The organism is Streptomyces roseolilacinus, from assembly GCF_014649335.1.
Taxonomy (GTDB): domain Bacteria; phylum Actinomycetota; class Actinomycetes; order Streptomycetales; family Streptomycetaceae; genus Streptomyces; species Streptomyces roseolilacinus.
In genome coordinates this window covers 233516-258532 of record NZ_BMSV01000007.1, presented here as the reverse complement: position 1 = coordinate 258532, position 25017 = coordinate 233516, and the positions used below count along the sequence as shown (strand labels likewise).

Sequence of the window (25017 nt, the reverse complement as noted above, 5' to 3'; positions counted from 1 at the left end):
TCGTGAGGAGAACCACCGTGCTCGTGCTGCTGCCGCCGTCGGAGGGCAAGGCCGCCTCGGGGCGCGGCGCGCCGCTGGAGCCGGACGCGCTGTCCCTGCCGGGACTGGCGAAGGCGCGGGCCGCCGTGTTCGCGGAGCTGGTCGAGCTGTGCGCCGCCGACGAGGAGAAGGCGCGCGAGGTGCTCGGGCTGAGCGAGGGGCTGCGCGGCGAGGTCGCGAAGAACGCCGCGCTGGCGACCGCCGGGGCCCGTCCCGCCGGGGAGGTGTACACGGGCGTCCTGTACGACGCGCTGGGCCTGGCGACGCTGGACGCGGCGGCGCGGGAGCGGGCACGGGCGTCGCTGCTGGTGTTCTCCGGGCTGTGGGGGGCGGTGCGGATCGACGACCGGATCCCGTCGTACCGCTGCTCGATGGGCGTGCGGCTGCCGGGGCTGGGGGCGCTCGGCGCGTACTGGCGCGGGCCGATGGCGGAGGTCATGCCGGAGGTGGCCGGGGACGGGCTGGTGCTGGACCTGCGGTCGGCGGCGTACGCGGCGGCGTGGCGGCCGAAGGGCGAGGTGGCCGGGCGCACGGCGACCGTGCGGGTGCTGCACGCGCCGACCCGGAAGGTGGTCAGCCACTTCAACAAGGCGACGAAGGGCCGGATCGTGCGCGGCCTGCTGGAGGCGGGCGCGGCGCCCGCGACGCCGGGCGAACTGGTGGAGGCGCTGCGGGACCTCGGGTACGTGGTGGAGGGCGAGGCGCCGGGGCGGGCCGGTGCGGCGTGGTCGCTGGACGTGCTGGTCGACGAGGTCCACTGACCTTCGTTGCACCGCCTGCAACGGCCGTTGCGGGGGGTGCCGGGCCGGGGCAGGATGCCGGGCATGACGCCGGAACCGCTGCTGGCCGTGCCGGCCGTGCCCGTCCTGCCCGTCGTGGTCGTCGAGGACGCCGCCGACGCCGTACCGCTGGCGCGGGCGCTGGTGGCGGGCGGGTTGCGGGCGGTCGAGGTGACCCTACGGACCCCGGCCGCGCTCGACGCGATCCGGGCGGTCGCCGCCGAGGTGCCCCGGTGCCTGGTCGGGGCGGGCACGGTCGTGTCGGCGCGGGCCGCGGCGGACGCCGTCGCGGCGGGCGCGCGGTTCCTGGTGAGCCCCGGCTGGACGGGCGGGCTGCTCGACGCGATGGAGGCGTCGGGGGTGCCGTACCTGCCGGGGGTGTCGACGGCGTCGGAGGTCATGGCGCTGCTGGAGCGCGGGGTGCGGGAGATGAAGTTCTTCCCGGCCGGCGCGGCGGGCGGCGCCGCGTACCTGGCGGCGCTGGCCGGGCCGCTGCCGCAGGCGCGGTTCTGCCCGACGGGCGGCGTCTCGGCGGTGTCGGCGCGGGAGTACCTGGCCCTGCCGAACGTCGGCTGCGTGGGCGGCACCTGGGTGGCGCCGCCCGCCGCGCTCGCCGCCGGGGACTGGAGGCGGGTGGAGTCCCTGGCGCGCGAGGCGGCGGCGCTCGGCGGTCCCCCCGGCGGGGCGGCGGTCAGCGCAGGTGCGACGTGTCGTTGAGGAGCCGGACCGAGGCGTTGCCGTCCCGGTAGTAGGCCACGGCCGAGAGGGACGCGGCGGACAGCTCCATCCGGAACAGCGCCTCGGGCGGGGCGCCCAGCGCCAGGCGGACCAGCGTCTTGATGGGCGTCACGTGCGTCACGACCAGGACGGTGCGGCCCGCGTGACGCTCCGTCAGCCGGTCGCGGGCCGCGGCGACCCGGCGCGACACGGCCGCGAACGACTCGCCGCCCGTGGGGGCGGCCTTCGGCGAGGCGAGCCAGGCGTCCAGGTCGTCCGGGTAGCGCTCCCGCACCTCGGCGAAGGTCAGGCCCTCCCACGCCCCGAAGTCCGCCTCGCGCAGCCCGTCCTCGATCCGCACGTCGAGGCCGAGGCGCCCGGCGACGGTCGCCGCGGTCTGGCGGCAGCGCAGCAGCGGCGAGGAGACGATCTCCCGCACGGTGCCGCGCGCGGCGAGCGCGGCGGCGACGGCTTCGGCCTGCCGCCGCCCGACGGCGGAGAGTTCGGGGTCGCTGCCGCCGCTGCCGGAGAACCGCTTCTCGGGCGTCAGCGCGGTCTCCCCGTGCCGCAGCAGCACGAACGTGGCGGGCGCCCCGAGGTCGGCGGGCGCGGCCCATCCGACGGAGGGGGTGGCGGGCGTCGCCGCCGCGCCGGCGGCGGGCGCGGGGGCGGTGGCGGCGGGTCCGGGGCCCCCGGCCGCCTCCGGGGCGGCGAGCGCGTCCCCGGGTGCCCCGGCGGAGCGGGGCCACGGCGCCGGGGCCGGTACGGCGAGCGTGCCGGACGCCGCGCCGGCCGGGGCGGGGTGCGCCGCGGGGGCCGCCTCCCGGACGGCCGGCCCGGCCGCGTCGGCCAGGGCCGCCCGGGCCCTCGCCGCGCCCGCCGCCGCGTCGCCGACGACGCGGGCGGCGGTCGCGTCCAGGGCGGCGCGCGACGCGGAGGGCTGCCACCGGCGGCCCTGGCGGCCCGCGTCCATCGCCTCGTTGGCGAGCCGGTCCGCGTGCTTGTTGCGCTCGCGCGGGATCCACTCGTACGAGACCTGTCCCGGCGGGTAGATCCGGGCGGCCTCCGCCGCGAGCGGCTTCATGTCCGGGTGCTTGATCTTCCAGCGCCCGGACATCTGCTCGACGACCAGCTTGGAGTCCATCCGGACCCGCACCGCCGCCTCCGGCGCCAGTTCGCGCGCCGCGCGGAGCCCGGCGAGGAGGCCCTTGTACTCGGCGACGTTGTTGGTGGCGACGCCGATGTACTCGGCGGTCTCCGCCAGGGCCTCGCCCGACACCGGGTCCAGGACCACCGCGCCGTACCCGGCCGGGCCCGGGTTGCCCCGGGAGCCGCCGTCGGCCTCGACGATCAGCTCGCGCAGCCGCACCCCGCTCATTACAGGCCGGACTCCGCCGTGCGGACCAGGATGCGGCGGCAGTTCTCGCACCGCACGACCGTGTCGGCCGCGGCGGACCGGACGTCGTTCAGCTCGGTGATGTTCAGCTCGATGTGGCAGCCCTCGCACCGGCGCTGGTACAGGCGGGCCGCGCCCACGCCGCCCTGCTGCCCGCGGATCTTCTCGTACAGCTCCATCAGGCCCGCCGACACGGAACCGGCCACCAGCTCCCGCTCCTTGGCGACGGCCGCCGCCTCGGTGTCCAGCCCGTCCTCCGCGCGGTCGCGGCGGGCCGTCGCGTCGTCGACCTTCGCCTGGACGGAGGAGACGCGCTCGGTCAGCTCGTCCACCCGCTCCTGCGCGGACTCGCGGCGCTCCATGACCTCCAGGACCACGTCCTCCAGGTCGCCCTGGCGCTTCGACAGGGAGACGATCTCCTTCTGGAGGTTCTCCAGGTCCTTCGGGGAGGTGACGGCGCCCGAGTCGAGCCGCTGCTGGTCGCGGACGGCGCGCTGGCGGACCTGGTCCACGTCCTGCTCGGCCTTCTTCTGCTCGCGGGCGCAGTCGCTCTCCTCCGTCTGCGCGGCGACGAGCAGGTCTCGCAGCTGGGTGAGGTCCTTGGTCAGCGACTCGATCTCGGCGTGCTCGGGCAGGGTCCTGCGCTTGTGGGCGAGCTGCGACAGGCGCGTGTCGAGGGCCTGGACGTCGAGGAGTCGGATCTGGTCGGCGGGCGCGGCGTTCAGTTGGGGGCTCCAGGGGAGGTGTGGTGAGCGGAGGGGGACGTGTGGTGGGCGGCCCACGGGTCGGTGACCGTCTTCGAGACGTGCACCCGCAGGTTCCAGCCGTGGCGGTCGGAGATCTCGTCGAGCTGGGCGGCGGCCAGTTCGCACCAGGGCCACTCGGTGGCCCAGTGGGCCGCGTCGACGAGGCCGAGCGGGGAGTGCTGGGTGGCCTCGGAGGCCGGGTGGTGGCGCAGGTCGGCGGTGAGGAACGCGTCGACGCCGGCCGCGCGCACCGCGTCGAACAGGCTGTCGCCGGAGCCGCCGCTGACGGCGACCGTGCGGACCGTCGCGTCGAGGTCGCCCGCGACGCGGATGCCCTGGGCGGTGGCGGGCAGCCGCTCCGCGGCGCGTGCCGCGAACGCGCGGAGCGTCTCCGGCGGGTCCACCTCGCAGATCCGGCCGAGGCCGTTCTCGGGGACGAGGGGGCCGGTCACGCGCAGGCCGAGGGCGCCCGCGAGGGCGTCGGAGACGCCGGGGTCGGCGGTGTCGGCGTTGGTGTGCGCGACGTGCAGGGCGATGTCGTGCTTGATGAGGGTGTGCACGACGCGGCCCTTGAAGTGGGAGGCCGCGACGGTCGTCGTCCCACGGAGGTAGAGGGGGTGGTGGGTGACGACCAGCCGGGCGCCGAGCCGGATCGCCTCCTCGGCGACCTCCTGGACGGGGTCGACGGCGAAGAGGACGCGGTCGACCTCGGCGTCGGGGTCGCCGCAGACCGTGCCGACGGCGTCCCACTGCTCGGCCCGCTCGGGGGGCCAGAGGGCGTCGAGCTCGGCGAGGACTTCGGTAAGACGTGGCACGCCCCCAAGGCTACCCGCAACCCCACCCGGGCCCGGCCGACCCGGTGGCGCCCGCCCCGGCCCGGGCGCGGGGCCGCCGTCCGGGGGCGGGGGCCGCATCCCGGCCGCCCCCGCGCCGGACGCGCGGCGCCCCGGCCTCCCGCGCGTCGGGCGCGGGAGCCGGGGTGCCGCGGGCGGGTGCCGGGGTGCCGCGGGCGGGTGCCGGGGTGCCGCGGGCGGGTGCCGGCTGCCGAGGATGAGGTCCGGCTTCAGGTTGGCGATGGCCTCCGGGTCGAGGCTGTTGATGGTGCCGACGCTCTCGGGCTGCCGCCGTCCTTCGCCAGGTGGGCGGGCAGGTCGGGGTCGCCCTCGGCGGGGGCGTAGCCGACGGGCTTGACCCCGAGGGAGACGACGTTGTCGAGCTCGCCGACGTCGAGGACGACGACCCGCCGCGGCGCGGCCTTGATCTCCGTCTCGCCCATCGCGTGGGTGAGGGTGCGCGGGAACCGGCCGGGCTCGGCGTCGGTGCCGAGCGCCGCGGTCTTGGCGCGGGCACCGCCGAAGCCCTGGCCGCCCTGGGCGACGGACCTCTTGTCGGCCGCCCCGTCCCCGGTGCCGCCGGCGCCGTTCCCGTCCTGGCTGCCGCAGGCCGCGAGGGAGAGCGCGGCGGCGAGGGCGACGACGGCGGCGGTGGCGCGGCGGCGTCGTACGGACCGTACGGACATGGCGGCTCCTGGCGGGGACGGGGACGGGCGGAACCCGGACCTTCGAATTCCGCTTGGGGAGGCCTTGCTCAGCGGAGGCTCCGTCCAGCACACCGCCCCCCTTCCCCTCAGGCGAACCCCGCTGCGGCCACCCTTATGTGTGAAACAGACGGTCTCGCACCGTTCGGGTGGAAGTGCGAAAACTAGCGTCGGGGCCGGAGGTGACGAGCCATGACAGCCTGCGCCATCGAGGCCACCGCTCGGGACGAGGTCGGCGACGGGGACGGTGCGGTCGGCGGGAGGGGGTTCACGATCGCGGCGGACGGCTCCTACGCGGCCCGGCTGGCCGGTGAGGGCGAGGCGCTGTTCCCCGAGCGCTGGACGCTCGACGGACCGGAGCCGTACGCCGTTCCGCTGCCGCTCGGGCAGCCCGAGGACCCGCACGCCCAACTGCTGCCGCTCGCGGACGGCCGGGTGCTCATCGCGCGCCGGGTCGCCGGGAGGTGCACGTTCTCGCTGCTGTACCCGACGGGCCCGAGGACGGGCGAGCTGCCGCTCGGCGCGGTCGAGGCGGAGTCGGTGCGGCTGCTGCCGCCCGCCCCGGACGGGGTGTGCGCGTACGCGCTGGCGGTGGGCGGGCGTTCGACGGGCGTCTGGCGGGTGGCGGGCGGCGCGTCGGGGCCGGAGCACGTCGCCGAGGTCCGGGGGCACTGCTCGGGCGGGGTGTGGCTGGACCGGGAGGGGCGGCTGCTCGCCCTGGACCGGGCGGCGGACGGCGGACCGGTGAAGGCCGTCGCGGTGGACCTGCGGCGGGGCGGGGAGGTCACCCCCCTGCTGCAGATCACCGAGGAGAGCCGGGACCGGCTGCTCCTGGCCGACCCGGACAGCGGGCTGCTGCTCATCCGCTCGGACGCGCCGTCACCGGGACGCGAGCGGCTGGGCTGGGGGCTGCTGGGCAGCACCCGGCCGGTGCGGTTCCCCGAGTGCCTGCGGTCGGCGGACGCGGTGCTGACGCCGTTCGCGGTGCAGCCGGGACAGATGCTGACGCCGGAGGCGTGCGCGGTGGCGCTGCGCGTCGACGCGGCGGCCGGGAGCTGGGTCGGGGTGTGGCGCCCCGCGGCCCGGCGGCTGCTGCAACTGCCCGCCCCGGAGGGCTGGTTCGCGGGAGCGGGGCGGTGGACCCGGGAGGGGGCGCTGTCCCTGCCGTACGCGAACGCCTCGGTGCCGTGCGGACTGGCGCGCGTCGCGGGCGCGGCGGACCCGCTCGTACCGCGGGAGGCGGCGGGGCCGGCGCCCACCGGATCGGCGGAAGCCGCGGGTGGGGGGCGGCACGGCGCCCCGGCGGCGGTGGCGGCGCACCGGCCGGTGCCGTTGCAGCAGGCGCCTCTCACGGGGCGCGCGCTGCCCCATTAGACTCACGGGTCGCATCACAACAGCGATCATTACGGGGTGACTTCACCACATGTCTGAAGCCAGCACCGACACGACCCAGGCGACGCGGGCGCACGGGGACGCCGGCGGCTCCGGAAAGCACCGCGGGGGCCCGGCACCGTCGGAGGACACGTCGGCGCAGCCGCACGGCCGCCACCGCAGGAGTTCCGGCCAGGGCGGCGCGGCGTAACGTCCGCCGCCGCGAAGCGGAGAAGAGGGCCGTCCCGGATTCCCGGGGCGGCCCTCGGCGTTCCCGCGCCGGCGGCCGGCGGGGCTCGGCGGCTAGCGGGTCTCGACGGCGGTGTCCGCGAGGACGGGCGCGTCACCGCGTTCGGCGGCGGTGACGGAGACCCGGACGCGGCCGTCGCCGTCCCACATGCGGACGCGGAGGGTCTCGCCGGGGAAGACGACGCCGGCGAAGCGGGTGCGGTACGAGCGGACGCGGGTGACGTCCCCGCCGAGCACCGTGTCGACGACGGCCTTCAGCGTCATGCCGTACGTGCACAGGCCGTGCAGGATCGGCCGGTCGAACCCGGCGAGCGCGGCGAAGGAGGGGTCGGCGTGCAGCGGGTTCCAGTCGCCGGACAGCCGGTACAGCAGCGCCTGGTCCTCCCGTACGGGCCGCTCGACGGTCCGGTCGGGCGCCCGGTCGGGGACCCGGTCGTCGGCGGCCGGGCGGGAGGGCCCGCGCTCGCCGCCGAACCCTCCCTCGCCGCGCACGAAGACGTCCGCCTCGCTCGTCCACAGCGGCCCGTCGTCGTCGGCGGTCTCGGAGCGCAGCACGAGCACGGCGGCCTTGCCCTTGTCGTACACGGCGGCGATGCGGGAGGTGGTGACGGCCCGCCCGCGCACCGGGAGCGGGCGGTGCACGTCGACGCGCTGCCCGCCGTGGAGGACGGCGGCGAGGTCCACGTCGACGCCGGGCGCGGACAGCCCGGCGAGCATGCCCGTCCCGCCGCCGGCGACGGTGGCGAACGACGGCAGCACGTGCAGCCGGGACTCCAGCGTGTAGCGCAGCTCGGCGGGGTCGGTCGCGGGGACGCCCGCGCCGATGCCGAGGTGGTAGAGCTGGACGTCCTTGTGGTCCCACGCGAGGGTCTCCGACCAGGGTTCGGCGGCCAGGGCCCTCGTGGCGTCGATGGGCATGGGCGGGGCGCTCCTCGGGGTGGTGGGGGACGGCTCCGGCCCGGCCTGTATAGCGCGCCGCGGCCCCGCGGGGAAGGAGGCGGTGGTCCGCCACCGGGGCGGACCGCCGCCGGGGGTGCCGCCGGGCCGGACCTCCGCCGGAAGGTGCCGCCCGCCCGGTGCGGGGTCCGGGCCGGGCGGGCGGGAGGGCCCCGCGCGGGTCGCGCGGGGCCCTCGCCGTGCCGGTCAGTCCGGCAGGACCAGGTACAGGCGGGTGCCCTGGGGGCGGTAGCCGACGCGTTCGTACACGCGCCTGGACCCCTCCCCGGAGTACTCCAGCCACACCGAGCGGGCGCCCCGCGCCAGCAGCGCCCCGGTGACGGCCGCGGTGACCGCGCCGGCGACACCGCGCCCGCGGAACGCCGGCCGGGTGCCCACGCCCGCCGCCTCGGCGGTGCCCTCGGCGGGCGCCGAGCAGGTGGCGGCGCCCGCGCAGCCCCCGTCCGGGGCCCGGACGAACCGCACGGCGCCGCCGCCCTCCTGGACGCGGCGCAGCCGTGCCGCGCCCTCCGCGGACGGGGCGAACCCGCCGCCGAACGCCTCGGACAGGGCGGCGTCGACCGCCGCGTACTCCGCGTCCGTCGACGGGGTCCGTGCCAGGGGCGCGGAGGCCGGCGGCGGGGTGAACGTGTCCGGTGCGCACACCAGGTACTCGTGCACCGCCTCGGTCGCGAACCCGGCCTCGCGCAGGGCGGGCTCCACCCCGGGCGCGGCGTCCGGCGCGAACTCCAGCCGGGGCGTGAGCCCGCGCTCCCGGAACGCCGCGACGAGCGCGGCGACGTCGCGGGCCGTGGGGCGCGCGCCGGGAAGGGGGGTGGCGTAGTTGAGGTACGGGCTGGTGGTGCCCGGGTCGATGCCGACGACGAAGCCCCCGGTCTCGACGACCGCGGGGCGGCGACGGAGGTGGGCGACGACGAAGCTCTGGACGTCTGTGTCCACGGTGGAGTGACCTCACGTAGATGTCGGTGAACCGGTGCGCGCGGGTGCGCGTCACCGCGACGTGGGGCCGCCGTGAGGAGGAGTGGTCAGTGCCGACGGCGGCCGCTGGCAGGCGCCGCAATCATGGGCTTCAGTCCCTTGGTGGAGAAACGCGTCTGATCATGGACCCGGAAACCGTGGCACGGCCGGGCCGCGGGCGCAACGCCTTTTCGCTCAGGCGCCGTTGCGCGCCGTCCTGCCCGCTGCCGGGGCGGAGACCGGGCGGGGCAGCCACAGGAGCATCAGCGCGGCGGCCGCGAGGAGGATGCCCGCGCCGGTGCGGAAGGCGAGGGCGTACCCGGCGGTGAGGGCCTCCGGGGTGGCGGCCCCCGCCGCGCCGGAGGCGGCGACGGTCGACAGGACGGCCAGGCCGACCGCGCCGCCCATCGTGCGGGAGGTGTTGACCAGGCCCGACACGAGGCCCGCGTCGCCCGGCGCGGCGCCGGACGTGGCCATCGCGGCGAGCGGCGTGAGGACCAGCCCGACCCCCGTCATCATCATGATCCCCGGCCCCAGGACGTCCGTGGCGTACGCGCCGTCCACGTCCATCAGCGACTGCCAGGCGAAACCGGTCGCGGTGATCAGCGCGCCGCCCACCGCGAGGAACCGCGCGCCGAGCAGCGGCATCAGGCGCGGCGCCAGCTTGGAGCCGACGACGACGCCGGCCGAGCTGGGCATCAGGGCGAGCCCGGCCTCCAGCGGGCTGTAGCCGAGGACGTTCTGCGCGTACACCGTCATGAAGAACCAGGACGCGAACGTCGCCGAGCCGATGACGAACAGCGCGACGTTCGCCGCCGACACCGCCCGCGCCCGGAACACCTTCAGCGGCATGAGCGGTTCGCGGGTACGGGACTCCACCGCCACGAACGCGGCCAGCAGCGCCACCCCGCCGAGCAGCGGCACCAGCGTCCGGGGCTCCGTCCAGCCGGCCTGCTCGGTCTGCACCACGCCGTACGCGAACGCCGCCAGCCCGGTGGTCACGAGGACCGCGCCCGGCAGGTCCAGGCGGCGCCCGGCGCCCGTCCGGGACTCCCGCACCCACACGGCGCCGGCGATCAGCACGAGGGCGCCGACCGGGACGTTGATGAGGAGGACCCAGCGCCAGTTCAGCAGGTCCGTGAGGAGGCCGCCGACGAGGCCGCCCGCCGCGCCGCCGCCCGCGCCGACCGCCGCCCACGTGCTGATGGCCCGCGTCCGGGCCGGGCCCTCCGGTACGGCGCTGGTGACGATGGTCAGCGTCGCCGGCGACAGCACGGCCGCGCCCAGCCCCTGCGCGGCGCGCGCGGCGAGCAACTGCCAGCCCTCCTGGGCGAGTCCGCCCGCGACGGAGGCGACGGTGAACACCGTCAGGCCCAGCAGGAACATCCGCTTGCGCCCGAACAGGTCGGCGGCCCGCCCGCCCAGCAGCATGAACCCGGAGAAGGCTATGGAGTACGCGTTCACCACCCACTGCAACGCCAGCGCGGACAGGCCGAGGTCGGCGCGCATCGACGGCAGGGCGACGTTCACGACGGACACGTCGAGCACGACGAGGAACGTGCCCGCGCAGGCGGCGAGGATCACCGCCCAGGGCCGGGCGGGGAGTTCGGGGTCGGCGAGGGCGGCGGGGGCGGGGGCGTCGGTACGAGGCTGGACCATGCCTGTCATGGTCGCAGCTGGGCAGCACCCCGTACATCCCGATATCGACGTACGGGACGTGCGCCTCGGGTCCTAGGTCCTCGCGTCCCGAAAGCGCGCCGGGTGCGCCGGGTGCGCCGCACGGCCGGTCGGCGTCGCCGGGCCGTTCGCACCGGTCGGGGCGCTCCCCCTCGGTGAGGGCCCCGGGTCGTACGGGCCGGGGTGCCGTCGCCTGGGGGTGGGGCGTGGGGGACGATGGCCTTCGTTCGCCCGTACGACCTGGAGGAACCCGCCCATGAGCGCCGCACCCACCCCGGAGCAGACGCCGGAGCCGTCGCCGGAGACGCTCGCCGCGTTCGAGGCGGCCAAGGGGTTCATGCCCGTGCGGGAGGGCCTCGCGCTGTACGCGGCGGCCGTCGACGCGGGGCGGCTCGGGCTCCCGCTGCTGGAGGTCGGCACGTACTGCGGGCGCTCCACGATCCTGCTGGCCGACGCGGCGCGGGCGGCCGGCACTGTGGCCGTCACGGTCGACCACCACCGGGGCAGCGAGGAGCAGCAGCCGGGCTGGGAGTACCACGACCCGTCCGTCGTGGACCCCGAGGTGGGCCTGATGGACACCCTGCCGACCTTCCGCCGCACCCTGCACGCCGCCGGGCTCGAGGAGCACGTCATCGCCGTGGTCGGCCGGTCGCCGCAGGTGGCGCGGGTGTGGTCCGGGCAGGTGGGGCTGGTCTTCGTCGACGGCGGGCACACCGACGAGCACGCCGTGAACGACTACGAGGGGTGGGCGCCGCGCGTCGCGGAGGGCGGGCTGCTCGTCATCCACGACGTGTTCCCCGATCCGGCGGACGGCGGCCAGGCGCCGTACCGGATCTACCGGCGGGCGCTGGAGTCGGGGGCGTTCACGGAGGTGTCCGCGACGGACTCGCTGCGGGTACTGCGCCGAACGGCCCTCGGCTTCCGAGCCGGAGCGCCCGGCACCGCTTAGGCTCGCCCGCGTGTACGACGATGACACGCAGAAGCGCACCCGCCTCCGGAAGGCCGTCCTCCTGGCCGCCGTGCCGCTCGCCGCGGCCGCCCTGCTCGCCGGGGGGTGGGCCGTGACGGGGGCGTCCGGCGGGCCGCCGGGTGGCGGGCCGGGTGCCGACGGCCGGGGCGGCGGCGCCGCGCCCGCGCCGGCCGGCACCGCCGCCGCGTCCGCGTCCGCCGGTGCGCCCGCGTCCGCACCGCTCGCGGGCAAGGTCGTCGTGATCGACCCAGGTCACAATCCGGGGAATTTTCAGCACCCCTCGAAGATCAACGAGAAGGTGGATATCGGCACCAACCGCAAGGAGTGCGACACCACCGGCACTTCCACGCGGGACGGGTACACGGAGGCCGCGTTCACCCTCGACGTCTCCCACCGGCTGCGCACGGCCCTCCGGCGCCTCGGGGCGACCGTGGTGCTGACGCACGACGCCGACCGGCCCTTCGGCCCGTGCATCGACGAGCGCGCCCGCATCGGCAACGGGGCGGGCGGCGGCAGGGGCGCCGACGCCGTCGTCTCGGTCCACGCCGACGGCTCGGCGGTCGGCAACCGGGGCCACCACGTGATCCTTCCGGGCCTGGTCAAGGCGGGTGCGGCCGACACGGCGCCGATCGTCGCGCCGTCGCGCGCGCTCGGGGAGCGCATCGCGGCCGAGTTCGCCCGGGCGACCGGTTCCGCCCCGGCCAACTACCTCGGCGGAGGAACGGGTTTGGACGTCCGCAAGGACCTCGGCGGGCTGAACCTGTCGACCGTTCCCAAGGTGTTCGTCGAATGCGGCAACATGCGCGACCCGCAGGACGCCGCCTCGCTGTCCGACGCGGCGTGGCGGCAGAGGGCCGCCCAGGGGATCGCGAACGGGGTCAGCACCTACCTGCTCGGGTAGGCCGCGCGGACGATACATTCGTCCGTACGATGGGGCGCCCCCCGTGTTTCGCGCCACCCCTGACGACGACACGAACCGACGAAGGACTTTTCACGTGAACATCCGCTCCCTCACTCGAGGCGATGGCGTGGTGATCGGAGCAGCGGTGGTGCTGTTCATCGCCTCGTTCCTCGGCTTGAGCAGCGTCGACTGCCCCACCGGCATCGACTGCTCGAACTACGACATGCCCAACGCCTGGGACATGCTGGGCCTGCTGATGAGCATGTTCCTCGCGGGCGTCATCGGCGCGGCGCTGATCGTCCTCGCGCGGGCCATGCCGGGGCGCAAGGTGGCCGGTCTCGACCTGGGGCAGTTCGGCGTCGCCCTCACCATCTTCGCGCTGTGGACGGCGTTCTGGACCATCCTGGACGTCAACTCCGCGGGCGCCGGCATGATCCTCGGCCTGCTCGCCACCATCGCGCTCGCCGCGGGCGCGGTGGCCTCCCCGCTGGTCCCGGCCCTGAAGGCGCCGCTGATGGGCGCCCCCCGCCCGCAGACCCCCCAGCCGTACGGCGCCCAGCCGGGCGCGACGGGCGGCGCCGGCTACGGCTACCCGGGCGCCCAGCCGGGCGGTACGGGCGGCTACGGCTACCCGGTCGGCGGCCAGCAGCCGGGCCAGCCGGGTCCGGCGGACGCCCAGCAGCCGCAGCAGGCGCACCACCAGCACCAGCCGGACCAGCAGGGCGCTCCGGCCACGGCCCAGCAGGGTGCTCCGGCCGGGGACTTCGCCCCGTTCTGGTTCGCCGTGCCGGTGGCGCGGCCGCTGTACGCCGAGGACGGCTCGCCGACGCCGATCGCCGAACTGGCGCCGGGCACCTGGTACCTGGCCGTGGAGCAGCGCGGCGCGGCCCTGGTCGCGCAGACGCAGGACGGCCGCCGCGGCGTCCTGCAGGACACGACGGGCATCCAGCGCGGCTGACCCGCCCCGCGTCGCACGGAACGGGCCCGCCCACCACGCCGGAAGGCGGGTGGGCGGGCCCGTTCGCGTGGCCGTGCCCCGTGGGGTCAGCAGCAGTCCGGTGCCAGGCCGGTCGGCAGGCGCTCGCCGCCGAACACGGCCCCCGTCGCCTCGTCGCCGCCGAGCGCGGCGACCGCGAGGAGCAGCGAGCCCGCCGTCCAGGTGGTGAGCTCCTCGGGCCAGACGGCGCGGTCGCCCTCGAAGACGTACCCGGTCCAGTACAGGCCGCCCTCGGCGCGCAGGTGGCCGATGGAACGGAGGATGTCCACGGCCCGGTCGGACTCCCCCATCGCCCAGAGGGTGAGGGCGAGTTCGCAGCTCTCGCCGCCGGTGACCCACGGGTTGGGGATGACGCACCGCACGCCGAGGCCGGGGACGACGAACTCGTCCCAGCGGCTCTCGATGCGCTCCTTCGCCGCCGCGCCGGTGACGGCGCCGCCGAGGACCGGGTAGTACCAGTCCATCGAGTAGCGGCCCTTGTCGAGGAACCGCTCCGGGTGGCGGGCGACGGCGTGGGCGAGGGCGCCGGCGGCGAGCTCCCAGTCCGGCTGGGGCTCCTCGCGGTGCTCGGCGATGGCCAGGGCGCAGCGCAGGGCGTGGTGGACGGAGGAACTGCCGGTGAGCAGGGCGTCCGTGACGGGCGTGCCGTCCGCCTCCCGCTTCCAGCCGATCTGCCCGCCGGGCTGCTGGAGGTCCAGGACGAACGCGACGGCGGCGCGGACGACGGGCCACATGCGGTCGAGGAACGCCTCGTCGCCGGTGGTCAGGTAGTGGTGCCAGACGCCGACCGCGACGTACGCGCAGAAGTTGGTCTCGCGGGCGAGGTCCGTCGGCCGGTCGGCGTCGCCGTCGTGGTAGGCGGCGTACCAGGAGCCGTCCGGGTTCTGGTGGCGGGCGAGCCACGCGTAGGCGCGGGCGGCGGCGTCGTGCTCCCCGGCGGCGTCGAGGGCCATGGCGGCCTCGGTGTGGTCCCACGGGTCGAGGTGGTGGCCGCGGAACCAGGGGATGGCGCCGCTGTCGCGCTGGGCGGCGAGGATGCCGGCGACGGTCTCGGCGGCCTGCCCGGCGGTCAGCACGCCGGGCAGGGTCAGGTGTTCGGTGCGCTCGGGCGGCGTCACAGCGCGGCGTCCGCCGGGAGGTGGGGCTTCGTCGCGTACACCACGAAGCTCTTGCCGAGGACGGGGTTGAGGGCCCGTTCGGCGAGCCGGGTGGCCAGGGGCTTCTTCATGATGTCCCAGACCAGCAGCTTGTGGTAGGCGCGCACGGGCAGCGCCTTGTCGTTGTCCACGCCGAACGCGCACTTCAGCCACCAGTACGGGGAGTGCAGGGCGTGCGCGTGGTGGGTGCCGTACGGGCGGAGGCCGGCCTCGCGGATCCTGCCGAGGAGCTCCTCGGCCCGGTAGATGCGGATGTGGCCGCCCTCGACCTCGTGGTAGGCGTCGGACAGCGCCCAGCAGACCTTCTCGGGTCCGTAGCGGGGGACGGTGACGGCGATGCGGCCGCCCGGCTTGAGGACGCGGACCATCTCGGCGAGGACGCCCTTGTCGTCGGGGATGTGCTCCATCACCTCGGAGATGATCACCACGTCGAACGAGGCGTCGGGGAACGGCAGGTTGAGGGCGTCGCCCTCCATCGCGGTGGCGGTGGCCCCGGCCGGGGCCTCGCCGGCCTCCTCCATGGCGGCGAACCACCTGGCGACCTCGCGGATCTCCTCGCCGTTCCGGTCGAGGGCCACGACCCGCGCCCCGCGCCGGTAGCACTCGAACGCGTGCCGCCCGGCGCCGCAGCCCAGGTCGAGCACGCGGTCGCCGGGGGCGAGCGGGAAGCGGGTGAAGTCGACGGTCAGCACGTGCGGGGCCTGCTTTCACGGTCCGTGGCGGAGGGCGGGGGTGCGAGGGGGGTGGCCGTCATCGACGCGCTCCGTGCGCGGCGACGGCCTCGCGGTAGCGGTCCGCGGTGCCCTGCGCGGCGCGGGCCCAGGTGAAGCGCTCCAGGACCCGGGCGCGTCCGGCCGCGCCGAGGCGGGCCCGCAGCCCGGCGCCGTCGGGGCCGAGGAGGCGGCCGAGCGCGGCGGCCAGGGCGCCGGCGTCGCCGGGCGGTACGGCCAGGCACGTCTCGCCGTCCGGTCCGGCAACCTCCGGGATGGCGCCGCCGGTCGTGGCGACCAGGGGCGTGCCGGTGGCCATGGCCTCGGCGGCGGGCAGCGAGAACCCCTCGTACAGGGAGGGCACGCAGGCCACCTGGGCGCCGCGCACGAGGTCGACGAGCTCGGCGTCGCTGATGCCCTTGACGAACCGGACGGCGCCGTCGAGCCCGTACCGCTCGATGGCGCGGGCGACGGGGCCGTCCTCGGCGCGCCTGCCGACGACGACGAGGTGCGCGCCGGGGACCTCGGTGCGCAGCTTGGCGAGCGCCTCGACCAGGTACACGAGGCCCTTGAGGGGCACGTCGGCGCTGGACGTGGTGACGATCCGGCCGGGCACCTCGGCGACGGACGGGTCCGGGGACCACAGGCCCGTGTCGGCGCCGATGGGGACGACGTGGACGCGGTCGGGGCGCACGCCGAGGTGGTCGACGATCTCCTGGCGGGAGGAGCCGGAGACGGTGAGGACGGACGGCAGGCGGCGCGCGACGCGCTTCTGCATGCGCGTGAAGGCGTACCAGCGGCGTACGGAGGCGCGGCGCTTCCAGTCGCGGGCGGCGTCCAGCTCCAGCCGCCGGTCGACGGTGATGGGGTGGTGGATCGTGGTGACCAGCGGCGCGCCGAGCGGGGCGAGGAGCCCGTAGCCGAGCGTCTGGTTGTCGTGGACGACGTCGAAGTCCCCGCGGCGGGCGGCCAGGAGGCGCCGGGCGCGCAGGGAGAACGTGAGCGGCTCGGGGAAGCCGCCGGTCCACATGGTGGCGACCTCCAGGGCGTCGATCCAGTCGCGGTACTCGTCGCGCCCGGGGGTGCGGAACGGGTCGGGCTGGCGGTACAGGTCGAGGCTGGGCAACTCGGTGAGCGCGACCCGTCCGGACGCCGCCCCGGGGGCGTCCCCGCCGCCGACCTCGTCGAGCACCGGGTAGGGCTGGGAGCCGATCACCTCGACGGTGTGGCCGAGGCGGGCCAGTTCGCGGGAGAGGTGCCGTACGTAGACGCCCTGGCCGCCGCAGAACGGGTTTCCCTTGTAGGTGAGGAGGGCGATGCGCAACGGGCGTTCTCCGTCGGCTGCTGCGCCCGCACGGGGGCCTGCTGCTACGGCCTCAGCGGTCACTCGCGGCCCCTTCCATCCCTGCGTTCCGGCGGAGCGTAACCGGTCGCGTTAATCTAGAACAAGTTTCAGAGTTGATCGTTCCCGGGCGCTCGGAGGAGCTTCGAATCTACCGGCAGGTAGCGCCCCCGTGAGGACCGGAACAGGTGATTCGCGCCACGGCGGGGGCCGGGCCATACTGTCGCGCACCACGGCACGGAACACGACGGCACGAGACGCTCGACGCACGGATCGACGGGGACCCATGACAGTGGAAGGCAGGCCGGCGTCACCGCCCCTGACCGCACGGCAGGAGGCGCGGCGCCGCCGCATCCTCCACGCCAGCGCGCGGCTGGCGGGCCGCGGCGGCTTCGACGCCGTGCAGATGCGGGAGGTCGCCGAGGCGGCGGAGGTCGCCCTGGGCACCCTCTACCGCTACTTCCCCTCCAAGGTCCACCTGCTGGTCGCCACGATGCAGGACCAGCTCGACGGGCTCCACGCGACGCTGCGCAAGCGGCCCCCGGCCGGGGAGGGGCCGGCGGAGCGGGTCGCCGAGACGCTGATGCGGGCGTTCCGCGCGCTGCAGCGGGAGCCGCAGCTGGCGGACGCGATGGTGCGGGCGCTGACGTTCGCCGACCGGAGCGTGAGCGCGGAGGTGGACGCCGTGTCGCGGCGGACGACGGCGATCATCCTGGACGCCATGCGGCTGGAGCACCCCACGCCGGAGCAGCTGGCGGCGGTCCGCGTCATCGAGCACACCTGGCACTCGGCGCTGGTCACCTGGCTGTCCGGGCGGGCGTCGATCGCGCAGGTGCGGCTGGACATCGAGACGGCCTGCCGGCTGATCGACGGTCCCGGGGCGGTTCGGGGGCGCCCCCGGGAGGGGTAGCGAAGGCGCCGGGAGGCGGGGAAGCACCCTGGGGCCGCCAGGTGACCCACGGGTAGAGTGTGCCCGTCGCTTCATGCCCGTACGGGGGGAAGCCGGTGCGAATCCGGCGCTGACCCCGCAGCCGTGAGCCGCCCCGGGCGGCGAGCCGGAATGCCTCGTCACGGGTCTGACCGGCTCGCGTCCCCGGGAACGGCCCGGTGACCGGCACCGTCGAGGAGTACGGAGCCGAGCCTGGTGCCCTCCGCGCGCCGTGCCCGGCCCCGGAGGAGAGGCACCCCGCCATGACCACCGTCCGCCGCGGCGCCACGGCGCTCGCCGCCACCGCCGTGCTGCTCGCGGCCGGCGCCGGGGCGGTCGCCCCCGCCGCGCTCGCCGCCCCGTCGGCCCCGGCCGTACCGTCGGCCCCGGCCGCCCCGTCGGTCCCCGCCGCTTCGTCGCCCGCCGTCCCGTCGGCCCCCGCCGCCCCGGCCCTCCCGGCCGGTCTGTACGGCACCAAGGACCCCGCCTACGACGGGGTGTGGCGGCAGTCGCTGGCGTTCCTCGCCCAGCAGTCGACCGGGGTCGAGCCCGCCGGACAGGCCGTGGCGTGGCTCCTCGGCCAGCAGTGCGCGAACGGCGGCTTCCCGTCCTTCCGCGCCGACACGACCCGGCCCTGCCCGGCCGACCTGCCCCTCGACACCAACGCCACCGCCGTCGCCCTGCACGCGCTCAAGGGCGTCGACAGCCACGAGGAGAAGGCCACCGGGGCCCGCGAGTCCGCCCTGGCGTGGCTGCGCACGGCCCAGAACGCGGACGGCGGCTGGGGCTACAACCCCGGCTCCCCCAGCGACGCCAACTCCACCTCCCTCGTCATCGGCGCCCTCGCCGGGACCGGCGAGGAGCCCGGCCGGGTCCGCTCCACCGGGGGCAAGACCCCGTACGACGCGCTGCTCACGTTCGCGCTGCCCTGCTCCGCCAAGCAGGGCGGCGGCGCCTTCGCCTACCAGCCGGAGAAGGACGGCACCCTGCGCCCCAACGGCGACGCCACCGCGGCCGCCGCCCTCGCCGGGCTCGGCAAGCACCTGCTGGTCCGCGGCGTCACCCCGAACCAGAAGCCCACCTGCGAGGACGCCGCGAAGCCGACCGTCGAGCGGGCCGCCCGCAACGGCGCCGCGTACCTGGCGGCCGCCCTCGCGAAGACCGGCCACCTCACCCTGCCGCCGATGCCCGGCACGACCGCCCCGGCCGACCGGCCCGACGTGGGCAACACCGCCGACGCCGTCCTCGCCCTCGCCGCCGCCGGGCACCGCGACGCGGCGGACACCGGCATCGCGTGGCTGGAGGGGAACTCCGCCGCGTGGGCGAAGGAAGGCGGCCCCGCCGCGTACGCCCAGCTGATCCTCGCCGCGCACACGGCCGGAGCCGACCCGCGCGACTTCGGCGGCGCCGACCTGGTCCGGCAGCTCAACGCGACCGGCCCCGAGCCGGCGTCGACGCCCGAGGACCGCGACCAGGGGAAGCAGGAGGAGGCCGGGGAGGAGCAGGAGGAGTCCGGCTTCCCGGTCTGGCTGCTCGTCGCGGTCTTCCTCGTCGCCGGCATCGGCGTCGGCTTCCTGCTCAGCGGCCGAGGGAAGCGGCGGCCGTGACCGCCGCCACGCGCCCGTACCGGCGGTTCGGGGCGTCCGCGGCCGCCGCGTGCCTGGCCGCGCTCCTCGCCGTGCCGGCCGCGCCCGGCACCGCGCACGCGGCGGGCTACCGGTACTGGTCGTTCTGGGAGGGCGGCCGGGGCGGCACGTGGGCGTACGCCACGCAGGGCCCGGCCACCGTCCGGCCCGCCGACGGCGCCGTCCACGGCTACCGGTTCGCGGTCAGCGCCGGCAGCCGGGACGCCGACCGGCCGCGCCGGGCCGCCGACTTCGCCGCCGTCTGCGCGGGCACCCGGGCCGAGGAGGGCACCAAGCGGGTCGCGCTCGTCCTCGACTTCGGCACCGCCGCCGACGCCCCGGCCGGCGGGACCCCGCCCGCGCCCCGCACCGCCTGCGCGCGCGTGCGGCCCGACGCGACCGGCGCGGAGGCCCTCGCCGCCGTGGCCGCGCCCCTGCGGTACGACGGCCAGGCGCTGCTGTGCGCCATCGCCGGCTACCCGGAGCGGGGCTGCGGCGAGCAGGTGGCCGCCCCGGCGACCGGCCGGCCGTCACCGGCCCCGCCGACCGCGCCGACCCCGTCGGCCGGGCCCGGCGGCACCGCCGCCGGCCGGGGGGAGGACCCGTCGCTGGGCCTGTACGCGGGGGCCGCCGCCGTCCTGGCACTCGGCACCGCCGCCCTCGTACGAGCCCGCCGGCGCGGACGCCGATGAGGCTGCGCGCCCCCGAGGCGCACCGGTCCAACGCCGTGCACGCGGGCGCCTGGTGGCTCTGGGCGCTCGGCCTGGCCGTCGCCGCGTCCCGCACCACCAACCCGCTGCTGCTCGGCCTGGTCGTCGGCGTCGCCGGGTACGTGGTCGCCGCGCGCCGCACCGACGCGCCCTGGGCCCGCTCGTACGGCGCGTTCCTCAAGCTGGGCCTGGCCGTCCTGGTGGTCCGGGTCCTGTTCTCCACGCTGCTCGGCTCCCCCCTCCCCGGCACCCACGTGCTCGTCACGCTGCCCGAGGTGCCGCTGCCCGAGTGGGCGCGGGGCGTGCGGATCGGCGGCCGGGTGACCGCGGAGCAGCTGGTGTTCGCCCTGTACGACGGGGCGAAGCTGGCGGCGATGCTGGTGTGCGTGGGCGCGGCGAACGCCCTCGCCGACCCGGCGCGGCTGCTGAAGTCGCTGCCCGGCGCGCTGTACGAGGCCGGGGTCGCCGTGGTCGTCGCGATGACGTTCGCGCCGAACCTGGTCGCCGACGTGGCCCGGCTGCGGACCGCCCGGCGGCTGCGCGGCCGCCCCACGGGCGGGGTGCGGGCGGTCCTGGGGATCGGGCTGCCGGTCCTCGAGGGGGCGCTGGAGCGGTCGGTGGCGGTGGCCGCGTCGATGGACGCGCGCGGGTACGGGCGCACCGCCGCCGTCCCGCCCGCCGTACGGCACACGACGACCGCGCTGACGCTGGGCGGCCTGCTCGGGGTGTGCGCCGGCACGTACGGGCTGCTCGCCGTGGAGGGCGCCGGGTACGGCGTGCCGCTGCTCGCCGGGGGCGTCCTGGCGGCGCTGGCCGGACTGTGGCTGGGCGGCCGGCGCACGCCCCGCACCCGCTACCGGCCCGACCGCTGGGGGCCCCGGACGTGGCTGGTCGCCGGGTCGGGGATCGCGGTGGCCGCCCTGGTGGTGTGGGCGTCCGCCGGACCGGCCGGGGAGGCGCTGCGGCCGGGCGTCACCCCGCTGGAGGCGCCCCGGCTGCCGCTGCCGCCCGCCCTCGCCGTGCTGGTGGGCCTCCTGCCGGCGTTCGTCGCGCCCGTACCGAAAGACCGCTGAGGAGCCCCGGTGATCCGCTTCGAGAACGTCACGGTGACCTACGAGGGCTCCGCCGCGCCGACCGTGCGGGACGTGGACCTGACCGTCCCGGAGGGGGAGCTGGTCTTGCTGGTCGGCCCGTCCGGGGTCGGCAAGTCGACCCTCCTGGGCGCCGTGTCGGGGCTGGTGCCGCACTTCACGGGCGGCACGCTGCGGGGCCGGGTGACGGTCGGCGGGCGCGACACCCGCACGCACCGGCCGCGGGAACTGGCCGACCTGGTCGGGACGGTGGGCCAGGACCCGTCCGCGCACTTCGTCACCGACGTGGTCGAGGACGAGCTGGCGTACGGCATGGAGTCGCTGGGCCTGGCGCCCGAGGTGATGCGGCGCCGCGTCGAGGAGACCCTGGACCTGCTGGGCCTGGCCGACCTGCGGGACCGCCCCCTCGCGACCCTGTCGGGCGGGCAGCGGCAGCGCGTGGCGATCGGCTCGGTCCTCACCCCGCACCCGAAGGTCCTGGTGCTGGACGAGCCGACGTCCGCCCTGGACCCGGCCGCCGCCGAGGAGGTCCTGGCCGTCCTGCAGCGCCTCGTGCACGACCTGGGCACGACGGTCCTGATGGCCGAGCACCGGCTGGAGCGGGTCGTGCAGTACGCGGACCGGGTGGTGCTGCTGCGGGAGCCCGGCGCGCCCCCGGTGGCGGGGGCTCCGGCGGAGGTGATGCGGGTGTCGCCCGTGCACCCGCCGGTGGTCGCCCTGTCCCGGCTCGCCGGCTGGGACCCGCCGGCCCTCACCGTCCGCGAGGCCCGCCGGCTGGCGGGGCCGCTGCGCGAGCGCCTGGCGTCCCGGACGCCGGACCCGGGGGCGGCCGACGGGCCGCCGGTGCCCGCGGGCACCGTGCCGCCCGCCCGCTCCGCGCCCGGGGCGGCGCGGGTCCGCCGGACCGGTCCGGGCCGGTCCTGGTGGCCGTTCGGCCGCGCCGGGGGCGGCCGTCCGGCACCCGGGGACACCGCCCCGGACACCGCCCGTACCGCCCCGGACGCCGCCGGCACCGCCCCGGACGCCGCCCGCGTGGACGGGCTCGTCGTCACGCGGGGGCGCGTGGAGGCGCTGCGGGGCGTCACCCTCGGCGTGCGCCCCGGGGAGGCCGTCGCCCTCATGGGCCGCAACGGGGCCGGCAAGTCCACCCTGCTCGGCGCCCTGGTGGGCATGGTCGCCCCCACCTCCGGCCGCGTCCTGGTGGCGGGCCGCACCCCGCACCGCACCCCGCCCGCGGAGCTGGTCCGCGAGGTCGGCCTGGTCCCGCAGGAGCCGCGCGACCTGCTGTACGCGGACACGGTCGCCGCCGAGTGCGCGGCGGCCGACGCGGACGCCGGCGCCGGGCCGGGCGCCTGCCGCGCGCTGGTGGCGCGGCTGCTGCCGGGCGTGCCGCACGACACGCACCCGCGGGACCTGTCGGAGGGCGAGCGCCTGGCCCTGGCCCTGGCCGTGGTGCTGACCGGACGCCCCGGGCTGCTGCTGCTCGACGAACCGACCCGGGGCCTGGACTACGCGGCGAAGGCGCGCCTGGTGCGGGTGCTGCGGCGCCTCGCCGCCGAGGGGCACGCGATCGTGATGGCCACGCACGACGTGGAGCTGGCCGCGGAGCTGGCGCACCGCGTGGTGGTCCTCGCGGACGGGGAGGTCGTCGCCGACGGGCCGACGCACGAGGTCGTCGTGTCGTCCCCGGCGTTCGCCCCGCAGGTTGCGAAGGTACTGGCACCGCAGCCGTGGCTGACGGTCGCGCAGGTGGAGGCGGCGCTGTGACGGCGCGTCCGGTGCGGCTGGGCCCGCGTTCGGTCGCCGCGCTGGTCCTGGTCAGCGCCGTCGGGGTGGCCGCGTTCGGCTGGCCGCTGCTGGCGGACGGCGCGTCCGGCCTGGCGGAGGCGCACGCGGGGGTCGCGCCGTGGCTGTTCGCGGCGCTGCTGCCGCTGCTCGTCGGGGTGGTCGTGGCGACGATCTCCGACTCGGGCGTGGACGCGAAGGCCGTCGCGATGCTGGGCGTGCTGGCGGCGGTGGGCGCCGCGCTGCGGCCGCTGGGCGCGGGGACGGCGGGCCTGGAGCCGATGTTCTTCCTGATGGTGCTGAGCGGCCGGGTGCTGGGGCCGGGCTTCGGGTTCGTGCTGGGCGCCGTGACGATGTTCGCCTCGGCGCTGCTGACCGGCGGGGTCGGGCCGTGGATGCCATACCAGATGCTGTCGATGGCGTGGTTCACGATGGGCGCCGGTCTGCTGCCGGCCCGGGAGGGGCTGCGGGGCCGGGGCGAGCTGCTGGTGCTGGCGGCGTACGGGGCGGTGGCGGCGTTCGCGTACGGGACGGCGATGAACCTGCAGGGGTGGGTGCTGGCGCTGCCGGAGGGGTCGAGCGGGATCGCCTTCCACGCGGGTGAGCCGGTCCACGAGAACCTCGTGCGGTTCGCGGCGTACTGCCTGGCGACCTCCATGGGCTGGGACCTGGGGCGGGCCGCGCTGACGGTGGTGCTGACGTTGACCATCGGATCGACGGTCCTGAAGGCCCTCCGGCGTGCGACACGACGGGCGGCGTTCGAGGCCCAGGTCACATTCGAAGGCGCCGAAAAGCCTCATCCGGGGCATTCCGGGGTGAGGCGCCCCACAGGACCCACGTCACATACGACGCCCGTTAGTGGGGGTGCGGAGCCCCCGCGGGAGGGCCGGTCCGCCCGCGGCGACCTGCGCTGACGCGTTCGGGGCGGGCCGCGCCGGCGGAGCCGGTCTCCGGTCGCGCCTCGTACACGGGGGGCGTTGCCAGGGCCCGCCGGCCCTGCTTTGGTGGATGACGTCGCCGGGCACCGACGGCAGCGTGACCGCCCCACGGTCCCGCCGAGGTGCCTCACGGCAAGCCCCCGAGCCACCCGGGCGTCCCCCGGGCCTGGTTCCGGCATGCCCGCGGCAACCCTGTCCCCGACGTGAGGTCCCTTACGTGTTCCGCTCCATCTCCGGCCGTTTCTCCGCCCGCAACAAGTCCGCCGTCGCCGCAGCCACCGTGCTGCTGGGCGCCTCGGGAGCGGTGATGGCGGTGACGGCCCCGGCCTCGGCCGCGCCCAACTCGGCGCAGACCATCGCCAAGAAGATGGTCCCGGCCGGCCAGTACCAGTGCTTCAGCAAGATCGTCGAGCACGAGTCCGGCTGGAACCCCACCGCCACCAACGCCTCGTCCGGCGCGTACGGCCTGGTCCAGGCCCTGCCCGCGTCGAAGATGGCGTCCGCTGGTTCGGACTGGAAGACCAACCCCGCCACCCAGATCGAGTGGGGCCTGGACTACATGAACGACCGCTACGGCAGCCCGTGCGGCGCCTGGCAGTTCTGGCAGACCAACCACTGGTACTGAGCGACCGCCCCCGCGGCCGTTCCCCCGGTGGGAAGCCCCCGGTGAGCACGCTCACCGGGGGCTCCGCCGTCCCCGTGCGGCAACCCGCCCCCGCCGGCGGCGGACGTCGGCTAGTTTCCCGATCATGACTCAGAACGCTCAGGAACCCCAGGCGCGGTGGAGCGCCGTCGACGCGTACCTCACCGACCTGCTCGCCCCCGCCGACGACGCGCTGACCGCCGCGCTCGCCGCGAGCGACGAGGCGGGCCTGCCGCAGATCGCGGTGGCCCCCAACCAGGGCAAACTGCTGCACCTGCTGGCCCGCGTCCAGGGCGCCCGCACGATCCTGGAGATCGGCACGCTCGGCGGGTACAGCTCCATCTGGCTGGCCCGGGCGCTGCCCGCGGACGGCAGGCTGATCTCGCTGGAGTACGACCCCGCGCACGCCGAGGTCGCCCGGCTCAACCTGGCCAGGGCCGGCCTCGGCGCGGTGGCGGAGGTCCGCACGGGCGCGGCCCTGGACACGCTGCCGAAGCTGGAGGCGGAGGGCGCCGGCCCCTTCGACCTGGTCTTCGTCGACGCGGACAAGAAGAACAACCCGCGCTACGTGGAGTGGGCGCTGCGCCTGACCCGTCCGGGCAGCGTGATCGTCGTCGACAACGTGGTGCGCGGCGGCACGGTCCTGGACGAGGAGGCCGCCGACGAGGCGACCCGCGGCACCCGCGCGATGTTCGACCTGGTCGCGCGCGACCCCCGGCTGGACGCGACCGCGTTCCAGACGGTCGGCGTGAAGGGCCACGACGGGATGCTCGTCGCCCGGGTGGTGTCCTGAGG

General features: G+C 76.8%; 24 protein-coding genes, 1 pseudogene and 1 riboswitch. Of the genes and pseudogenes, 15 read left to right on the top strand and 10 right to left on the bottom strand.

The features are described from left to right. Window positions 1-17 precede the first annotated feature (17 nt). Together yaaA and eda are read left to right on the top strand one after the other, a co-directional pair. A complete protein-coding gene (yaaA, locus tag IE106_RS18920; RefSeq protein WP_189535555.1) occupies window positions 18-800 on the top strand; it encodes a peroxide stress protein YaaA in 783 nt (260 codons plus the stop codon). A 54-nt stretch (window positions 801-854) separates the two neighbouring features. Further along, entirely contained in the window at window positions 855-1535 is a 681-nt protein-coding gene (eda, locus tag IE106_RS18915) for a bifunctional 4-hydroxy-2-oxoglutarate aldolase/2-dehydro-3-deoxy-phosphogluconate aldolase (RefSeq protein ID WP_373295960.1), read from the top strand. On the opposite strand, the gene IE106_RS18910 is transcribed toward eda, so the two are convergent. From IE106_RS18910 to IE106_RS30845, 4 genes and pseudogenes are all read right to left on the bottom strand, one after another. Further along, window positions 1510-2913 (bottom strand): bifunctional RNase H/acid phosphatase, encoded by a 1404-nt coding sequence (locus tag IE106_RS18910; protein WP_229840584.1) that lies wholly within the window; start codon window positions 2911-2913, stop codon window positions 1510-1512. The genes eda and IE106_RS18910 overlap by 26 nt on opposite strands. Continuing rightward, window positions 2913-3656, bottom strand: a complete 744-nt coding sequence (locus tag IE106_RS18905; RefSeq protein WP_189535912.1) for a zinc ribbon domain-containing protein — start codon at window positions 3654-3656, stop codon at window positions 2913-2915. The genes IE106_RS18910 and IE106_RS18905 overlap by 1 nt, the downstream gene beginning before the upstream one ends. Next, the gene (locus IE106_RS18900) at window positions 3653-4492 is read right to left on the bottom strand and encodes a Nif3-like dinuclear metal center hexameric protein (protein WP_189535909.1); all 840 of its coding nucleotides are present in this window, start codon (window positions 4490-4492) and stop codon (window positions 3653-3655) included. Before IE106_RS18900 ends, IE106_RS18905 begins: the two co-directional genes overlap by 4 nt. Window positions 4493-4714: 222 nt before the next feature. After that, a pseudogene (locus IE106_RS30845) lies at window positions 4715-5196 on the bottom strand (ABC transporter substrate-binding protein); the annotation flags it as partial. A gap of 210 nt (window positions 5197-5406) precedes the next feature. On the opposite strand from IE106_RS30845, the gene IE106_RS18890 reads away from it, so the two are divergent. Next, entirely contained in the window at window positions 5407-6588 is a 1182-nt protein-coding gene (locus IE106_RS18890) for a hypothetical protein (RefSeq protein WP_189535552.1), read from the top strand. A gap of 49 nt (window positions 6589-6637) precedes the next feature. Further along, window positions 6638-6796 (top strand): hypothetical protein, encoded by a 159-nt coding sequence (locus IE106_RS18885; RefSeq protein WP_189535549.1) that lies wholly within the window; start codon window positions 6638-6640, stop codon window positions 6794-6796. Between the two features lie 92 nt (window positions 6797-6888). On the opposite strand, the gene chsH3 is transcribed toward IE106_RS18885, so the two are convergent. The 3 genes from chsH3 to IE106_RS18870 form a co-directional block, all read right to left on the bottom strand. Then, entirely contained in the window at window positions 6889-7752 is an 864-nt protein-coding gene (chsH3, locus tag IE106_RS18880; RefSeq protein ID WP_189535547.1) for an enoyl-CoA hydratase ChsH3, read from the bottom strand. Between the two features lie 225 nt (window positions 7753-7977). Next, the gene (locus IE106_RS18875) at window positions 7978-8730 is read right to left on the bottom strand and encodes a GNAT family N-acetyltransferase (protein ID WP_189535545.1); all 753 of its coding nucleotides are present in this window, start codon (window positions 8728-8730) and stop codon (window positions 7978-7980) included. Window positions 8731-8943: 213 nt separating this feature from the next. After that, on the bottom strand, window positions 8944-10416 hold the full coding sequence (locus IE106_RS18870) for an MFS transporter (protein WP_189535544.1): 1473 nt from the start codon (window positions 10414-10416) through the stop codon (window positions 8944-8946). Window positions 10417-10681: 265 nt separating this feature from the next. Here IE106_RS18870 and IE106_RS18865 point away from each other — a divergent pair, with 265 nt between their 5' ends. The 3 genes from IE106_RS18865 (at window position 10682) to IE106_RS18855 (ending at window position 13254) form a co-directional block, all read left to right on the top strand. After that, window positions 10682-11374: a class I SAM-dependent methyltransferase gene (locus IE106_RS18865; protein WP_189535540.1), complete on the top strand. Its 693-nt coding sequence runs from the start codon at window positions 10682-10684 to the stop codon at window positions 11372-11374. A 10-nt stretch (window positions 11375-11384) separates the two neighbouring features. Next, the gene (locus IE106_RS18860) at window positions 11385-12296 is read left to right on the top strand and encodes an N-acetylmuramoyl-L-alanine amidase family protein (protein ID WP_189535538.1); all 912 of its coding nucleotides are present in this window, start codon (window positions 11385-11387) and stop codon (window positions 12294-12296) included. A gap of 94 nt (window positions 12297-12390) precedes the next feature. After that, complete coding sequence (locus IE106_RS18855; protein ID WP_189535536.1) at window positions 12391-13254, top strand: hypothetical protein; 864 nt, start codon at window positions 12391-12393, stop codon at window positions 13252-13254. A gap of 86 nt (window positions 13255-13340) precedes the next feature. On the opposite strand, the gene IE106_RS18850 is transcribed toward IE106_RS18855, so the two are convergent. The 3 genes from IE106_RS18850 to IE106_RS18840 are packed head-to-tail and all read right to left on the bottom strand — an operon-like array spanning window position 13341 to window position 16547. Continuing rightward, window positions 13341-14411 (bottom strand): prenyltransferase/squalene oxidase repeat-containing protein, encoded by a 1071-nt coding sequence (locus tag IE106_RS18850; RefSeq protein WP_189535534.1) that lies wholly within the window; start codon window positions 14409-14411, stop codon window positions 13341-13343. Beyond that, window positions 14408-15142, bottom strand: coding sequence for a class I SAM-dependent methyltransferase (locus tag IE106_RS18845; protein WP_189535532.1), 735 nt, complete (start codon window positions 15140-15142; stop codon window positions 14408-14410). The genes IE106_RS18850 and IE106_RS18845 overlap by 4 nt, the downstream gene beginning before the upstream one ends. 58 nt (window positions 15143-15200) lie before the next feature. Then, complete coding sequence (locus IE106_RS18840) at window positions 15201-16547, bottom strand: glycosyltransferase family 4 protein (RefSeq protein ID WP_189535530.1); 1347 nt, start codon at window positions 16545-16547, stop codon at window positions 15201-15203. 241 nt (window positions 16548-16788) lie between these two features. Here IE106_RS18840 and IE106_RS18835 point away from each other — a divergent pair, with 241 nt between their 5' ends. From IE106_RS18835 to IE106_RS18800, 8 genes are all read left to right on the top strand, one after another. Continuing rightward, window positions 16789-17412: a TetR family transcriptional regulator gene (locus IE106_RS18835; RefSeq protein ID WP_189535528.1), complete on the top strand. Its 624-nt coding sequence runs from the start codon at window positions 16789-16791 to the stop codon at window positions 17410-17412. Between the two features lie 86 nt (window positions 17413-17498). Then, window positions 17499-17567, top strand: a riboswitch (cobalamin riboswitch). Window positions 17568-17693: 126 nt separating this feature from the next. Continuing rightward, the gene (locus IE106_RS18830) at window positions 17694-19037 is read left to right on the top strand and encodes an SCO2321 family membrane protein (protein ID WP_189535527.1); all 1344 of its coding nucleotides are present in this window, start codon (window positions 17694-17696) and stop codon (window positions 19035-19037) included. Continuing rightward, complete coding sequence (locus IE106_RS18825) at window positions 19034-19747, top strand: SCO2322 family protein (RefSeq protein ID WP_189535525.1); 714 nt, start codon at window positions 19034-19036, stop codon at window positions 19745-19747. Before IE106_RS18830 ends, IE106_RS18825 begins: the two co-directional genes overlap by 4 nt. Further along, the gene (locus IE106_RS18820) at window positions 19744-20838 is read left to right on the top strand and encodes a CbiQ family ECF transporter T component (protein WP_189535523.1); all 1095 of its coding nucleotides are present in this window, start codon (window positions 19744-19746) and stop codon (window positions 20836-20838) included. The genes IE106_RS18825 and IE106_RS18820 overlap by 4 nt, the downstream gene beginning before the upstream one ends. A gap of 9 nt (window positions 20839-20847) precedes the next feature. Beyond that, window positions 20848-22623 carry an ABC transporter ATP-binding protein gene (locus IE106_RS18815; RefSeq protein WP_189535521.1) on the top strand — a complete coding sequence of 592 codons (1776 nt, stop codon included), beginning with the start codon at window positions 20848-20850 and terminating at the stop codon, window positions 22621-22623. Then, window positions 22620-23555, top strand: a complete 936-nt coding sequence (locus IE106_RS18810) for an ECF transporter S component (RefSeq protein WP_229840583.1) — start codon at window positions 22620-22622, stop codon at window positions 23553-23555. The genes IE106_RS18815 and IE106_RS18810 overlap by 4 nt, the downstream gene beginning before the upstream one ends. Window positions 23556-23796: 241 nt before the next feature. After that, complete coding sequence (locus IE106_RS18805) at window positions 23797-24204, top strand: aggregation-promoting factor C-terminal-like domain-containing protein (RefSeq protein WP_229840582.1); 408 nt, start codon at window positions 23797-23799, stop codon at window positions 24202-24204. 124 nt (window positions 24205-24328) lie between these two features. After that, the gene (locus IE106_RS18800) at window positions 24329-25015 is read left to right on the top strand and encodes an O-methyltransferase (protein WP_189535518.1); all 687 of its coding nucleotides are present in this window, start codon (window positions 24329-24331) and stop codon (window positions 25013-25015) included. Window positions 25016-25017: the final 2 nt, after the last annotated feature.